This is a genomic window from Andreprevotia sp. IGB-42 (genome assembly GCF_009848685.1).
In the GTDB taxonomy this organism is placed as follows: Bacteria; Pseudomonadota; Gammaproteobacteria; order Burkholderiales; family Chitinibacteraceae; genus Andreprevotia.
This window is the reverse complement of record NZ_WXTX01000012.1, coordinates 1-15,281: the sequence shown is the minus strand read 5'-3', so window position 1 is coordinate 15,281 and position 15,281 is coordinate 1. Positions and strand designations below refer to the sequence as shown.

The 15,281-nt window shown below is 62.3% G+C and carries 14 protein-coding genes; 6 read left to right on the top strand and 8 right to left on the bottom strand.

Going from position 1 to position 15,281, the window contains the following annotated elements; translation table 11 throughout:
* Nucleotides 1-33: 33 nt before the first annotated feature.
* The 6 genes from IGB42_RS16850 to IGB42_RS16825 form a co-directional block, all read right to left on the bottom strand.
* On the bottom strand, nt 34-681 hold the full coding sequence (locus IGB42_RS16850) for a peptidoglycan-binding protein (protein ID WP_159673818.1): 648 nt from the start codon (nt 679-681) through the stop codon (nt 34-36).
* Between the two features lie 4 nt (nt 682-685).
* A complete protein-coding gene (locus IGB42_RS16845; protein WP_159673816.1) occupies nt 686-2,476 on the bottom strand; it encodes a hypothetical protein in 1,791 nt (596 codons plus the stop codon).
* Between the two features lie 95 nt (nt 2,477-2,571).
* A complete protein-coding gene (locus IGB42_RS16840; protein WP_159673814.1) occupies nt 2,572-4,416 on the bottom strand; it encodes a diguanylate cyclase domain-containing protein in 1,845 nt (614 codons plus the stop codon).
* 74 nt (nt 4,417-4,490) lie between these two features.
* A complete protein-coding gene (locus tag IGB42_RS16835) occupies nt 4,491-6,266 on the bottom strand; it encodes a monovalent cation:proton antiporter-2 (CPA2) family protein (protein WP_159673812.1) in 1,776 nt (591 codons plus the stop codon).
* 122 nt (nt 6,267-6,388) lie between these two features.
* Entirely contained in the window at nt 6,389-7,228 is an 840-nt protein-coding gene (locus IGB42_RS16830) for a DUF1700 domain-containing protein (RefSeq protein WP_159673810.1), read from the bottom strand.
* On the bottom strand, nt 7,225-7,560 hold the full coding sequence (locus IGB42_RS16825) for a PadR family transcriptional regulator (RefSeq protein ID WP_159673808.1): 336 nt from the start codon (nt 7,558-7,560) through the stop codon (nt 7,225-7,227). Before IGB42_RS16825 ends, IGB42_RS16830 begins: the two co-directional genes overlap by 4 nt.
* A gap of 260 nt (nt 7,561-7,820) precedes the next feature.
* Between IGB42_RS16825 and IGB42_RS16820 the strand changes: the two genes are divergently transcribed.
* The 4 genes from IGB42_RS16820 to IGB42_RS16805 all read left to right on the top strand — a co-directional run bounded on the left by IGB42_RS16820 (nt 7,821) and on the right by IGB42_RS16805 (nt 11,935).
* A complete protein-coding gene (locus IGB42_RS16820; RefSeq protein WP_159673806.1) occupies nt 7,821-8,966 on the top strand; it encodes a sigma-54-dependent Fis family transcriptional regulator in 1,146 nt (381 codons plus the stop codon).
* Nucleotides 8,933-9,982, top strand: coding sequence for an NADP(H)-dependent aldo-keto reductase (locus IGB42_RS16815; RefSeq protein WP_159673804.1), 1,050 nt, complete (start codon nt 8,933-8,935; stop codon nt 9,980-9,982). The genes IGB42_RS16820 and IGB42_RS16815 overlap by 34 nt, the downstream gene beginning before the upstream one ends.
* A gap of 304 nt (nt 9,983-10,286) precedes the next feature.
* Nucleotides 10,287-11,516, top strand: coding sequence for an MFS transporter (locus tag IGB42_RS16810; protein WP_159673802.1), 1,230 nt, complete (start codon nt 10,287-10,289; stop codon nt 11,514-11,516).
* 95 nt (nt 11,517-11,611) lie between these two features.
* The gene (locus IGB42_RS16805; protein ID WP_159673800.1) at nt 11,612-11,935 is read left to right on the top strand and encodes a DUF2325 domain-containing protein; all 324 of its coding nucleotides are present in this window, start codon (nt 11,612-11,614) and stop codon (nt 11,933-11,935) included.
* A gap of 341 nt (nt 11,936-12,276) precedes the next feature.
* On the opposite strand, the gene IGB42_RS16800 is transcribed toward IGB42_RS16805, so the two are convergent.
* Nucleotides 12,277-13,113, bottom strand: a complete 837-nt coding sequence (locus IGB42_RS16800) for an SDR family NAD(P)-dependent oxidoreductase (RefSeq protein WP_201799983.1) — start codon at nt 13,111-13,113, stop codon at nt 12,277-12,279.
* 97 nt (nt 13,114-13,210) lie between these two features.
* The gene (locus IGB42_RS16795; protein ID WP_159673798.1) at nt 13,211-13,588 is read right to left on the bottom strand and encodes a VOC family protein; all 378 of its coding nucleotides are present in this window, start codon (nt 13,586-13,588) and stop codon (nt 13,211-13,213) included.
* A gap of 129 nt (nt 13,589-13,717) precedes the next feature.
* Between IGB42_RS16795 and IGB42_RS16790 the strand changes: the two genes are divergently transcribed.
* Both IGB42_RS16790 and IGB42_RS16785 read left to right on the top strand, forming a co-directional pair.
* Nucleotides 13,718-14,656 (top strand): LysR family transcriptional regulator, encoded by a 939-nt coding sequence (locus tag IGB42_RS16790; RefSeq protein ID WP_159673796.1) that lies wholly within the window; start codon nt 13,718-13,720, stop codon nt 14,654-14,656.
* Nucleotides 14,640-14,915 carry a hypothetical protein gene (locus IGB42_RS16785; protein WP_159673793.1) on the top strand — a complete coding sequence of 92 codons (276 nt, stop codon included), beginning with the start codon at nt 14,640-14,642 and terminating at the stop codon, nt 14,913-14,915. The genes IGB42_RS16790 and IGB42_RS16785 overlap by 17 nt, the downstream gene beginning before the upstream one ends.
* Nucleotides 14,916-15,281 lie beyond the last annotated feature (366 nt).

Genomic DNA, 15,281 nt, shown 5'->3' with positions numbered 1-15,281 from the left:
GTGCGCACGATGCCGCCAGCAGCAGGGCGGCGCTCAGCAGCCATGCGCGGCGATGAGCGCATCCTGCGTCGCTTGGTCAAGCATGCCGCTTCTTTCCATGTCCTGGTCCCATTGGAAGCTCGCCAGTGCCAGGACCGTGGTCAGGTCCAGCATGCCGGCAGAGAATTCGCCTTGCAGATAGCCCAGGTTTTGCAGGCGGGCCTGCGCGCCGCTGGCGGTGTCCACCGGATCGAGCCGGCGTGGGGCCAGCGGGATATCCAGGATTTCGCCTGATGCCAGCGTGACTGACACCTGGCCATGGCCGGTGTCCGGCATCACCGGCAACGTCAGGCCCCCTTGCGCATCGGTGCTGGTTTCCAGCGGAGGGCGCCCCGCTATTTCGATGCGGCATGGCCGGTTGGCAAGGGCCTGCCCGTTGATGGCGAGCGTAAGCGCAAGCCGCGCAGGCACGCTGTGGCGCCGGAAACGGTGGCGTTGCCCGGTCTGGCCATCCAGCGTCTTGATGTCGATGGCAGGCACAAACAGCTTGTCGCCCTCCTGCAGCACGTGCATGGATGCCCGCGTATCGCGTAGCGGCTGGTTTTTGGCATGGCCCCACAAGGTCGCCGGCAAAAGGCCCGCGTTGTAGGCAAGATTGTCGACACTGTCTTCCTTGCCGAGCTGAACCCAGGCATTGCTCATGGCATCATTTCCGTACGCCTGGCGGGTAGCCTTTGCCAGCCAGATGGTGCTTGAGATCGTCGCTCGGCACCGCGCCATCGCTCTCCAGCCAGGTCTGCAAATCATCCAGCGCGGTTGCAAACAGCCGGCAACGATTGAGCCGCTCCGCACGCGAACCGCAATTTTCATAGCCGGTCTGCAGCTCGGTCAGGTCCTCGTTCATGCTGAAGATACGGGTATGGTAAGCATCAAGCGGGGCTTCAAGGTCAATAATCACCGTCAGCCGGTAGAGGTCTTTTTTCATCGCTTGCAGCAGCAAGGGATCCTTGGAAAATGCTTCTTCAGCCACCAGCAGTTCTCTGACCACGTTATCGAATTTGGGTTGCTCTGCCTGGCTGAAGTCCGCTCCGGCCAGCCTCAGGTTTTCCAGTCGCGTTTGCACCGGCATATCCAGCGGCACCTCATCTTCTTCCAGCAGGCCGGCTTTCAGCAGCAGATCCTGCAGCTGGCTTTTCAGCTCCTGGTAGCGGTCCTCTGCACCCGGCAGGGGGCCGGCGTCGCGCTCTTCCTGATGTTTGGCGCGTGCCGCGGCGACCTTGTCACGCAGTTGCGCGAGCTTTTTGGCTTTGGGGCCAATTTCCTTGGTCAGTTTGCGGTATGCATCAAGCAACTTGTTATAACTGATGTCCAGGTCACGGGTGTCCGGCTGCGATTCATCGGCACTGGATGCGGCGTTTTCGGCGCGTATCGTTTCCGCCAGATCCAGCTGGGGGCGAAAGCGCTCTTTGACTGCCAGCAGGGTGATATGGTTGACGCTATGCAAGGCAACCGGGGTCAGCGTGGTCTGGAAACGCAGCTGCTGGCTCCAGACAATCAGCGCATCCAGTGCCAGCGCAGAGTATTCGGCCCGCGGGTTGACTGCCTCCAGCAAGGCGGACAGTGCATCTTGCTCTGCAGTGCTTTCCTGCACGATGAAATCGAGAATGGCCGGGCGGGTATCGGTCAGGGCGGGTGCTGCATGCCCCTGGGGAAGCCCGCCGTGATTGGCCACCATGATGAAGAACGCACGCAGCTTGACCAGATGACGCGCGCGGGCTTCTTTCAGGCGTGGCCGGTTCAGCCCAACGGTGCCTATCGTGCGGGCGATGCGCGGTATGTGCCTGGCAACGTCATGTGCCAGCTCGCCAAATAGCTCGATCGGGTTGGCCAGGGCCTCTGCGGTACGCGGGTCGTAGCGGATCAACTGGCGCAGCAGTGCATCCGTGGATGCCGGGTCGAGCAGCAGGTGCTCCTCGGCCTGGGTGGGGTTGGCCGGGGTTGCACGGGGTGTATCCGGCCACACGTCGAACAGGTTGCGCTTGTACGCCTGGTTGCACTGTTTGCAACTGAGAAACAGATTGCCCCAATCGGCAGACAACCAGAAATAGCCGGGATGATCATCCAGCGTGATTTCGGCGCGGGCGTCGTCGGGGTCCACCCGCGTCACTTCTGCCTTGGGACGGAAGTGCTCCACGTCGCCCACATCCGTATCCATGATGAAGCTTTCGCAAAATGCACATTTGCCGTGGTGGGCCACGATCAGGCGCTGCTTGGCTGCCGGGTCGGAGTAATAGCTGTAGGTGCTGAAGAGCTTGCTGGCATAGCGCTGGAAAACCTTGCCGCGCCCCTTCCGGTAAAGGGCGTGTTTCTTCAGGTTGGCCTTGTAGGTGTCGTTGTCGGTGCGGCCTGTCAGTGCAAACTGGCGCGCGGCATTCTGGAATGCCGCTCCGTTGCCTGTCAGTACGCCCGGCGCGTCTGGCTTGATGATCTGGCGCATTGCTGGCCGTGCCTGTTCTTGAAGGTGAAAGAGTGGGTAGGGGGCAGGTTTTCCCTGTGCCCGTGCCGGGTGTTGCCTGCTGTGGCAGCCGGCGTTCAGCTCATTACGTAGCGGTTCTTGCCGCCGCGCTTGGCACGATACATGGCCTCATCCGCCTGGCCCAGCAGCGCATCGCCGTCGCTGCTGTCTTCTGCGTGCCGGATGGCAATGCCGATGCTGGTGGAAATGGTGACGTGCTGCCCCTCCAGCGGGAAGGGGTCGGCCATGGCAGCGATAATCTTGCCGGCAACCTGCGCGGCATCCTGCGGCGCATCGGTCAGTCCCTGCAGCAGGATGGTGAATTCGTCGCCGCCCAGCCGCGCCACGCTGTCCATCTCGCGCACGCAGGCCTTGAGCCGGCCGGCAAACTGCTTCAGGAGTTCGTCGCCCGCATCGTGACCCAGGCTGTCGTTGACGCTCTTGAAGCCATCCAGGTCGAGGAACAGCGCCGCCAGCGGGCGCTTGTGGCGCTTCTGGCGCAGGATGGCGCCTTTCAGTTCTTCCAGCATGGCGCGGCGGTTGGGCAGGCCGGTGAGCGTATCGGCAAACGCCTGGTCACGCAGTTGCGCCATCAACTGGTTGATCTGGCTGATGTCCTGCACCATCTGGTAGTAGCCGCGCACATGGTGGCTGGCGTCTTCATCCGGCACCATGGTGTAGCGCACATCGCGCACCAGCCCGTGAAAGCGCTGGGTGAGGTTGAACTTCACCGTCATGCCCTGCATCACCTTGTCGATATAGGGTTGCAGCTGCTCGCGGTCCGGCTGGCTTAGCAGCCGGTAGGCCTCCTTGCCGATCAGCGCCTTGTGATCGAGATCCAGCCATTCGCCATACAGCGCATTGACGAAGCGGTATTTGCGCTGGCGGTCGATATACGCAATCAGGATGGGCAGGTGATCGATGATGGTGATCAGCTCATGCCGCGCGTCCACCAGCTCGGCGGTGCGCTCGATCACGCGCTGTTCCAGGCTGCGCTGCATGGTTTCCAGCGCAGCGGTGGCCGCCTTGCGCAGCTCGATGTTCTCCACGATCAGGATGAAATGCTCGGCCACGCCCTGTTCGTTGCGGTGCAGCGCCACCGTGAGATTGCCCCAGAAGTGCTCGCGATGCCCGCGGTGAAAGCGCACTTCCTGCTGGAAATCCGTGATGTAGCCGGAAATCAGCCGGCTGGTCTGTGCGCTGAGTTTTTTCCAGTCCGCTGCATCGACCAGATCACTGAGCGAGCATTTGAACAGCGTATCGCGCCGGTAGCCCAGCAGGTCGATCAGGTAGGAGTTGGCAGTCAGCCACTGGCCATCCGGCGTAATGTGCGCAATACCCATCGGCGCCTGCTCGAAGGTTTCGCGGTATAGCGCTTCCTGCTGGTTCAGTGCCTGCTGGGTATCCACGTGCAGCTTGCGCGACAGCTTCACCAGCTCGCGCGCCTGCAGCGCCTGCTCGGCCACGTGGCCCAGGTCCTGCAGTGCCTGCAGGTCTGCGGCGTCGAGCTGGCGCGGTTGCTGGTCGATCACGCACAGCGTGCCCAGCGCCAGCCCGTCGCGTGATTTCAGCGGTTGCCCGGCGTAGAAGCGCACGTGCGGCTGGCCGGTAACCAGCGGGTTATCGACAAAGCGTGCATCGGCATGCGCATCGTTGACCACCATGGCGCCCTCGCCATTGATGGCGTGCGCGCAGAACGACAGCTCGCGCGCGGTTTCGCTCACATCCAGCCCGTAACGCGATTTGAACCATTGCCGGTCGGTATCGACCAGCGTGATCAGCGCCACCGGCATGCCCAGGATGCGTGCGGCCAAGCGCGTGATGCGGTCGAAGTCATCCTCGGCAGGCGTATCGAGGATATCGAGCCGGTGCAGCAGCGCGATGCGCGCTGCTTCGTTGGCCGGGAGGGAAGGGGCAATCACCGTGGTTTATCCTGGGTATGGCCACTGTTGTTCATCGATTCGGGTCGGGTTGCCGCATGCCGGGCTGATTGCGGTCAGGCGCGCTCCACACTGCCGGAATCCGCTTCGAAGATGCCTTCCAGTTCTTTCATGGCATCGCGCGTAGTCTGGATCAGCTGTGTTTCTTCATGATAGGTCGCATGCTGGCGTGTCAATAGCTGTTCATCCTGCAGCAGGAATTTTGCAGCGGTTTTTTCTGCATCCTCAGCCGGGGTGCCCAGCCGCTCCAGCACTTCACGGCCCAGTGCCACGCTCGACAGCAGGGTTTCGCGGTGGATCACGGTGATGCCCAGATCCATCAGCCGGTAGGCATGGAAGCGGTTGCGTGCCCGTGCGTACACCGGCAGCTCGGGAAAGTGCTCCCGCACCATCTCGGCGGTCTTCACCGAGGCCTCGATGTCATCGATGGCCAGCACGAAGATCTCGGCCTTGTCCGCTCCGGCGGCGCGCAGCAGATCCAGCCGCGATGCATCGCCGTAAAACACCTTGTTGCCGAACTTGCGGACGAAGTCCACCTGATCGGGGCTGATCTCCAGCGCGGTGAAGCGGATTTTGCGCATGCGCAGCAAACGCGCCACGATCTGGCCAAAGCGGCCGAAGCCCGCCACGATCACGCGGCTGGCTTCGTGCGGGGTGATTTCATCGAATTCGCGCTGCGGGCGTGCGGCCAGGCGCGGGGCAATCCAGCGCTCGTGCGCCAGTGCCACCAGCGGTGTGGCCGCCATCGACAGGGTGACCACCATCACCAGCATGTCGGCCTGGCGGCCATCCATCATCTGCTGCTGGGTGGCCAGGTTGAACAGCACGAAGGCAAATTCACCGCCCTGCGCCAGTGCGACACCCAGGTGGCGGGCGCTATGGTCGCCGGCGCCGGTAATGCGGCCGATGAAATACAGCACGCAGAACTTGGCCGCCATCAGCGCCAGCGTCAGCCCGATCAGCAGCAGCGGCTCTGCCGCCAGCAACGCCAGATTGGCCGACATGCCTACCGCAATGAAGAACAGCCCCAGCAGCAAGCCCTTGAAGGGCTCGATATCCGCTTCCAGCTCGTGCCGGTATTCGGAATCGGCCAGCAGCACACCGGCCAGGAAAGCCCCCAGCGACATCGACAGCCCGGCAGATTCCATCAATAGCGCGGTACCCAATACCAGCAGCAATGCGGCGGCGGTAAACGCTTCATTGCTGCCGCTTTTGGCCACCAGCCGCAATGCCGGCCGCAGCAGGTAATGGCCACCCACCACCACGCCCACCACCGCAGCGGCGGCAATGGCGATGTCCTGCCAGCCTATGGCTGCATCGGCCGAATTACCCAGCAGCGGCAAGATCACCAGCAGCGGAATCACCGCCAGATCCTGGAACAGCAGAATGGAAAAACTCTCGCGCCCGTGGCGGGTGGTCAGCTGGTTTTTTTCTGCCAGCATCTGCAACACAAAGGCGGTGGACGACAGCGCTAGCCCCAGGCCGGTAACGATGGCCGCAGCCGGCTTCAGCCCCAGCGCCCATCCAGCCAGCGCCAGCACCACGCCGGTAATGCCCACCTGCAGGCTACCCAGGCCAAATACCGAGCGGCGCAGCACCCACAGCCGCGACGGCTGCAGCTCCAGGCCGATCACGAACAGCAGTAGCACCACGCCCAGCTCGGCAAAGTGCAGCACCGCATCCACATTGGAAACCACTTTCAGTGCATACGGCCCCAGCAGCATGCCGGCGGCCAGGTAACCCAGGATGGCGCCCAGCCCGCCACGGCGGAACAGCGGCACCATGACAACGGCAGCGGCGAGGAAGGCGGCAATCTGGGTAGTGAGCGTCATGTTTGCGGTGGGGGATCGGTCAGCCCGCAAGCATAACGCGATTAATGCAGATTCAACGTGTCAAAGCCTGCCGAATCCCGTCAAAATGCTGTTGCCAGTGCGCCGGCACTGATCGTGGCCCTTCACGATCTGGCCAGCGACTGTTGCTGCACGCCCGTGCTGGCCGAGCGGAACAGGCTGAGCTGGTAGCGGAAGTAACGGCTGGCAACGCGCAAGGTCAGCCGGGCCAGCCACGCACATAGCAGCAGCGTCAGCGAGCCAAGGATCAGCATGCCCGCGCCCAAGCCCAGCAGCACCTGCTTGCCATGGCGCCCCATCAGCCCTTGCAACCTGAACTGCTGTTCGCCATCGCTCAGCAGCAACATGCTGCCATCCTGCCCGGTTTCGATATGCACGCTGCCATCGGGCGATTCGATGTGGATGCTGCCGGCACCGCTGGCATTGCTGATCAGTACCCGCTCCCCTTCGTCCCCCTGAATGTTGATAGCGAGGTTGCCACCTTCCTGGCTGACCGCCGCATGCCGTTGCCAGCCGGACAGCAGGTATTGATCACCGGGCCAGTCAAACAACGCATTGCCGGCCCACAACATGGTCAGCAGCAAACCGCCGAGCGCCACGCTGAAAGACAGCACGAGCGCCGCGGTGAGCAGGCTCAGGTAAATCAGGAAAGGCACGGCCAGCACGAAGTTGAGCAGCCCCAGGCCCGCAGTGGCGGCGATCACACCCCATAACGAGCCGAAGGATTTTTGCTGCTCCCAGCGCGTGATGCTGCTTCTGGCCCGCAGCTCGCGCGCCAGTTGCTGCGGATCACCCAGCGCACGGGCCACGTCTTCCTCGCTGCGGCCTTCGGCCAGCGCTTCGCGGAAGTATTCGCGGCAATCGGCCAGTGCTTCATCGATCACCGCGCGGGGCAGGCCGGCCAGCGCCTGTTCCAGTGCGTGCGTATAACTTTGCTCATTCATTGCTGATGCTCCATTGCAACGCTGCCCGGTACGAGCACGCTGTCTATTTCGGAAACGAATTCTCGCCACTCGCGCTGCATGGCAGCCAGCGCGGCATGGCCGGCGGGCGTGAGCTGGTAGTACTTGCGCGATGGCCCGGCGCTGGATTCAACCAGGTAAGTGGTCACCCAGGCCTCGTCCTGCAGGCGGCGCATCAGCGGGTACACGGTGCCTTCGCTGATGGCCATCGAGCGCGATAGCTGGTTGACAATGTCGTAGGCGTAGCTGTCGCCGCGCGCCAGTACCGCCAGCACGCACAGCTCCAGCGCACCTTTCTTCAGTTGGGTTTTCACCTGGCTCCGCCCTGTGGGCTGTTGCTTGAATGACTACACTCTATAACCATGTACTTTGTAATACAAGGTATATGCATGCCGCGACTGAAGCGCTTTGCAAAAACCGGTATTTGCTGGTTTTTTCCGTGCATTCTGTGTGTTTATGCAAAGTTTGGTTATATGGCGTTTATTCAAAATTATTTGTGGATATATAAAACGAGGTTTACATTTCCTGTCATTCGATTCAGTCGCCGCATCCAGGGCGACCTCAGGGGGATGAAATGAGCACCGAACAACCCACGCTGCTCTCGCTGCAAGGCGGGGAAGTACAACCCTTGTCGATACGCGCCAAGGCGCTGGTGTTTGCAGACCCGGCATCGCGCCAGCTGCTGCAATACCTGGAGCGCCTGGCGCCGTCCGAGGCACCGGTGCTGATCATCGGCGAAACCGGCACCGGCAAGGAGCTGGTGGCACGGCATGTGCACCACCTTTCCGGGCGCAAGGGGCCATTCGTGGCCGTCAATTGCGGCGCCATCAGCGAACACCTGGCAGAGAGCGAACTGTTTGGCCACGAATCCGGCGCGTTTACCGGTGCAGTGGGCCGGCGCGAAGGCTGGTTCGAGGCCGCGCATGGTGGCACGCTGTTCCTGGATGAAATCGGCGATCTGCCGCTGGCATTGCAGGTGAAGCTGCTGCGCGTGCTGCAAGAGCGCGAAGTGGTGCGCATCGGCTCACGCAAGCCCATCCCGGTGGATGTGCGCTTGGTGGCCGCCACCAACATCGATCTGGATCAGGCCGTGGCCGCCGGGCATTTCCGGCTGGATCTGCTGTACCGGCTGAACATTGCCCAGGTGCGGCTGCCGCCGCTGCGCGAGCGCACCGGCGACATTCTGCCGCTGGCCGAGTATTTCATGGGGGTATATGGCCAGCGCCTGGGCGTGCAGATACCGGCGCTGTCCGATGCCGCTTGCCAGGCGCTGATCCGCTACCCGTGGCCGGGCAATATCCGCGAGCTGGAAAACGTGATGCACTTTGCGCTGCTGGTATCCAGCGGCGAAACCATCCAGCCCGAACACCTGAAGTTTTCCGGCGGCCTGGGCCCATCGGCCCATGCTGCCGCCCCGAGCGACGAGGCGCCGCTAGCCGCGATAGCCCGCCAGCTCGACCGCCTGTTTGCTGCGCCGGGCGAGGCATTGTTCGACGATCTGGAAAACCTGATCGTCGAGCGGGCCTACAAGCACAGCCGCTACAACCAGGTACGTGCGGCCGAATTGCTGGGCATTACCCGCAACGTGCTGCGTACCTTGCTGAAACGCCACGGCCTGCTCAGCGACCCGGTTTCAGCCCCCGCCACGCCGGCCCACCCCTCCAACGAAGCAAGAGACAGCAGAACATGGAATACCGCAAACTCGGCACTACCGACCTAGACATCAGCCTGATCGGCCTTGGCACCATGACCTGGGGCGAGCAGAACAGCGAGGCCGATGCCCACGCACAGATCGATTACGCCCTCTCGCAGGGCGTGAACCTGCTGGATGCCGCCGAAATGTACCCGGTGCCACCCAAGCCGGAAACACAAGGCCGTACCGAAGAATACATCGGGACCTGGATCGCCAGGACCGGCCGCCGCCAGGACATCGTGCTGGCCACCAAGGCCGCCGGCCCGGTGCGCCAGGCGCATCAGCCGCGCCATCTGCGCAATGGCGAAACCCGCCACGATGCCAAGAACCTCAACGAGGCCGTGAACGCCAGCCTGAAGCGCCTGCAGACCGATTACATCGACCTGTACCAGCTGCACTGGCCGGACCGCAGCACCAATACCTTCGGCCGTCTGGCTTACCCGTGGATCGAAGGCGAAGAAAGCGTTGCCATCGAGGAAACGCTGGCTGCACTGGCTGACTTGGTGAAGGCTGGCAAGATTCGCCATATCGGTGTGTCCAACGAAACCCCGTGGGGTCTGGCGCAGTTCCTCAAGCATTCGGAAAACCTGGGCCTGCCGCGCATTGCGTCGATCCAGAACCCGTACAGCCTGCTGAACCGCACCTATGAAATCGGCCTGTCCGAATTCAGCCACCGCGAGCAAGTGGGCCTGCTGGCGTACTCGCCACTAGCGTTCGGCGTACTGACCGGCAAGTACCTGAACGGCGCTCGCCCGGAAGGTTCGCGCCTGGCCCTGTTCGACCGTTTCAGCCGCTACAACAAGCCGGAGGCCACGCAAGCGGTCACCGACTACGTGGCACTGGCACGCAAGCATGGCCTGTCGCCGGCGCAACTGGCACTGGCCTATGTGAACAGCCGCCCGTTCGTGACCAGCAACCTGATCGGTGCCACCACGCTGGATCAGTTGAAGGAAAACATCGACAGCGTGCAGGTGAAGCTGGGCGAGGAGATCGTGACGGAAATCGACGCGATTCATACCCGCATCCAGAACCCGGCCCCTTGAGAATCGCTAACAAACCCCTGCTGGCTGCGTTGTGCTCACTTGCCGTACGGCTTGTACTGTCTGCGTTTCGCACGCCTTGCCAGCACCGTTGCACTGGGCTTTGTTAACGACTCCAAGTGTCGTGTGGAAAACAAAAACCGGGCGCATGCCCGGTTTTTGTTTGCACCCCCGATGCATCGCGCATTGGCTGGCAGGCAAGCAGCTGCCGCAAAGGCATATGGGAAACGCTTTAGCTGCCAGATGCCGGTCAACGCTTTAGAATTGATTGCGTTTTTGATTATCTAACTTCATACAAAGCCTGCCCATGTCTGCCGATACCTTGTCGCTGCGCCATCATCGCCCGTTCGTGGCGTTCTGGCTGTCCCGCGTGTTTACTGCCGGCGCTTTCCAGGTAATGAGCGTGGCGATTGCATGGCAGATGTATACACTGACCGGCAGTGCGATGGACCTGGGCCTGGTGGGGCTGGCGGAGTTCTTGCCGAGGGTGCTGTTCATCCTGCAGATCGGCCACGTGGCAGACCGGTTTGACCGGCGCTATATCTCCGCGCTGACCAAGGTACTGCAACTGATTGCCGCCGTGGTGCTGGCAGTGGCCACCGCGCAGCACATGGTGACGCGTGAGCTGATCTTTGTGGTGGCCTTCCTGTTCGGCACTGCGCGCGCGTTCGAGATGCCTGCCATGCAGGCCATGCTGCCGGGCATCGTGCCGGCGGCCATTTTGCCGGCCGCCATTGCCGCATCGGCCTCCGCCATGCAGGCAGCCACCATCGTGGCGCCAGCGCTGGGTGGCTTCCTGTACGCCGTCGGCCCGGTGGAAACCTATGTGCTGTCCGCGCTGGTTTACGTAGTGGCCACTGTGCTGATGCTGCGCCTGCCACCGCAGAAGCCGCTGTACGTGCGCCAGGGCAGCGCGCTGCAGTCGCTGCTGGCCGGCATCCACTTCATCCGCTCGCGCCCGGACATCCTCGGCGCTATCTCGCTGGATCTGTTTGCGGTGCTGCTGGGCGGCGCCACGGCGCTGCTGCCGGTATTTGCCAAGGATATCCTGCATACCGGATCGTGGGGGCTGGGCCTGTTGCGCTCGGCACCTGCGGTGGGGGCGATTGCCATGTCGGTATGGCTGGCGCACCGGCCGATACAACGGCGGGTAGGGCACATCATGTTTTTGGCGGTGGCGGTGTTTGGCGTATCCACTATCGTATTCGGCCTGTCGCACTCGTTCTGGCTGTCCATGCTGGCGCTGGCGGTACTGGGTGCGTCGGACATGGTCAGCATGGTGATACGCGGCGCATTCGTGCAGCTGGAAACCCCGGATGAAATGCGCGGGCGCGTCAGCGCGGTCAATGGCTTGTTCATCGGCGCATCCAACCAGCTGGGCGAATTCGAATCGGGCGCAACCGCCGCCTGGTTCGGCCCGGTGGCCGCCGTGGTGCTGGGCGGGGTGGGCACGCTGGCGGTGGTGGCGCTATGGATGCGCTGGTTTCCGTCGTTGGCCAACCGCGATACCTTGCATTCAGATCGAATCGTTAAATAAGTTATATCAATCTGAAAATATATTATTTATAGGAATAATGAAGCGCTGCTAGTCTTGCTTTACCGGCCCAGTGCGGCCAAACCGGAAAGCTGCAGATGCAAGCGTATATCGTAGGCGCAGATGTGCTTGGCAATATCCCCGATGTGCTGGCTGGCTACGGCATCAAGGTGGGCCACCACGTTACCGGCCGCAATCCATCCCACCAGCGCAAGCCATCTGGCATCAAGGGCATGGATATCGTGATCCTGTTCACCGATTTCCTCGGCCACAACGTGATGCGCAACTACCGCCAGGCCGCGCAGGCCGCCAACGTGCGCTTCGTCGCCTGCCGCCGTTCCACTTGCGCACTGGCTACATCGCTGGACAAGATCGGCGCGCCCAAACAGTGTGCTGATTGCCCGGAGCGTACGCGGCACTAAGAGCCGCAAATAGCAGCGAGTATTTAAGATTGACCAGTGGCGTTGATAGTCATCGCCACTGGCTCTCGAGACGCACATCCCCTTCTGAAGCGCCGAGCAGCACAGCCAGGCCCGGATGAAGGGGAGGGATGTCTGAGCCCGTAGGGCGAGTTACCTCCCCGCCGGGCTTGGCGCGCAGCGCAGGGAACCACTTGGCATCGCCAAGTGGCGCTGAAGTAGGGGCGCCTTCTTTTGCTTCCTTTTCTTGGCGAAGCAAGAAAAGGGAGGCGGCAAGCGGGACGCTCTCCCGCCCTAAACCTCGCGCCGAAGGCGCTGAAACCCACAGCGGCATGCCATGCCCCTCACACCATCACCCGCCCCCCCGCCACATCCAGCACCACCCCCGTCGTCCACGCCGCTGCATCGCTCAGCAAGAACAGCGCCGCCGCCGCCACATCATCCGGCGTGCCCAGCCGGCCGAGCGGAAAACCGGCCAGCATCTGCGCCAGCCGCTCTGGCGGCATGGTGTTGCGGGTGCGTTCGGTCAGCACGGCAGAGGGCGAGATGCAGTTCACGCGGATGCCGGCCGGGCCGACCTCGTTGGCCAGATGGCGCGTGAGCATGATGATGCCGGCCTTGGCCGCGCCATAGCCGGCTGGCGCGCCCGATGCCACGCGTGCCCCGGCAGAGGCCATGGTGACGATGCTGCCCATGCCGCGTGCCAGCATACCGGGCAGAAAGCACTTGAGCGTGAAGAAAGTGGCCGTCAGGTTGTTGTCCAGGCTGGAGCGCCAATCCTGCTCGCTGATCTCGTGCAATGGCACGGGCTTGCCTGTGCCGCCGCCGGCAAAGGCCAGTACGAAATCCGGCACGCCATAGTGTGCTTCCACCTCATCGCGCAGCCGCTCCACCTGTGCCAGATCGGTGCAATCGGCCTGGACGGCAATCGCCTCGCCCCCCACTGCGCGCACCGCCGCCACGCTGGCAGCCAGCGCCTGCGGATCACGCCCGTTGATGACCAGCAGCACGCCGTTGCGCGCCAGCGCCAGGCAAGTGGCCGCGCCAATGCCGCGCGAACCGCCAGTCACTACCGCCACCTTGCCGCGCAAGTCTGCAAACATTGGTACGGTGGAAGAGGGCGTGCTGATGCGCTCAGAACCTGTTTGCGATCTGGCTGCGAGGGCCTGATCGGGGTTCATGCGCTGCTCTAAATCCTCATGTACTGCAGTACATTCCGGTTTTTGCGCTGCGCTTCGCCCCGCTGAGTCTCCTCTCGCCGGGATCGCAAGCAGGTTCTTAGACGTTGTCATGGGTGCGTACCTCGATATTGTGCTGGTCCAGGTCATAGAAATAGAGCGAATCGGCCCAGCCGTGCGCGCCCTGCTGTAGCGCAACGCGCCCATCCCGCGTGAACGGTTGGCCGCCATAGGCAATGCCGCGTGCCAGCAAGCGTGCCCGCACGCCCTCGAAGCTGGCACGGTCCAGCGTGAAGGCCAGGTGCATCGCGTCTTTGGGGGGCTCGCCCAGCAAATCCAGCGTGGTGGCTGCGTTCACCCGCACGATCTCGAATGGCCCGCCGTTGTGCTCATGGGCAAAGCCCAGCAACTGTTCGTAAAAGCGTGCCGAACGCAGCGGATCGCTGACGCGGACGATGAGATGGTCAAGTTGTGGCATGGCTGGCTCCTGTTTTCGCCGCGCTTGTGGCTTGCGGCACTGACTGGCAGTCTACGCAGCAAGGCTGACAGGGGCAGTCAACGAATCGGCATGCCCGCTCTGCAAAACGGTATGGGGTAAACACTGCCTATGGCACTGGATTGGGACGATCTGAAAATCGCGCTGGCGATTGCCCGTAGCGGCACGCTCAGCGCTGCGGCACGCGCGCTGGGCAGCACGCAGCCCACCGTCAGCCGCCGGCTGGATGCACTGGAGCAACGGCTGGGCGCGCAATTGTTCGAGCGCGAGGCCACCGGCCTACGGCTGACCGCGCTGGGTGATGCGTTGCTGGCTGGGCTGGCGCAGATGGAGACGGGCGCACTGGCGGTAGAGCGGCAGATTGCCGCGCGCGATACCGGCCTGCATGGCGAGATTGTGGTCACCAGCCTGGACTGGCTGGGCGACGAAGTGCTGGCCCCCATGCTGGCGCGCTTTGGCGCCCAGCACCCGGGCCTGACCATCGAGCTGATCAACGACGGCAAGGTGTACAACCTGGCGCGGCGTGAGGCCGACCTGGCCTTCCGCTTTGGCCCCTTCACGCAGGAAAACCTGATCGAGCGCCGCGTGGGCGAGGTGCAATACGCGCTCTACGCCAGCGACGCCTACTTGGCCCGCCACGGCCAGCCGCAGGCGGGCGACGGCCTGCGCGGCCACCAACTGGTGCTGCTGGACCGCGCCGCCGGCGACGTACCGCACGAAGCCTGGCTAAGCGCCATGGCCCCGCACGCCAACATCGCCCTGCACGCCAACGGCCTGCGCGCGCACCTAGCCGCCACCCACAGCGGCGCCACCATGGCTGTGCTGCCGTGCCTGCTGGGCGAACGCGAACCCACGCTGCGCCGCATCCCCCTCGGCCCACCCCAGCCCCCGCGTAGCGTACGCGTGGGCTATCACCCCGACCTGCGCGACACGCCACGTATCCGTGCACTGCTTGATTTTGTGGTGGCGGGGTTTGGGGAGATGGCGGGGGAGTTGATGCCTGCGCCTAGTTGTGAGACGGAAAATGTAATTGATGAATATGAAAAATAACGATGCAATACCGGCTGTCGAGATAGAACCGGTTTTTTACCTTGATGTACATTTGCCCAAGCCATTGTCTGTCAAGCAAGTGGCCACTTTGCGACTGATTGGGCCTGGCTTGGCGGCGCTCTCGCCCGCCATGCTGCTGCTTGAATGGCGGCAGCTAGATCGCATCCGGCTGGGACCTTATTACCGGAAATACACAGTGGAAAAGGCGAAAGTGGATTTGCAAGTAGCTGGAATTTACTCAGATATTCACGCTGAATAGGCCTGCGGAAAATGAATGAATTTCGGGGCCAGGTCTTATTTTTTGCAATGAACCAGGCCGCGCATAAAATGGCTGAACGGTTGATGAAAAATACAGACCTGACCTTGAGTTTGTGAATTTGCAGCAATTGATTGAATTTTGTTCCGCTACACTCAAGCCATAGGGAGATTGCTATGCTTAGGATCAAAGAAGATGACCTCGATTATTTCGACGAGCAAATGTGCTTATATAAAGGAGAGGCGTTTAGCTTTTGCATTTCACCCCAGCCTGACCAATGTTGAACCTCTGGTTTTTGTTGGGGTTTCAACATCATGGCTCGTCCGTTGCAAAATACAAGACCTGACCCAATACTGTTCGGTTAGATAG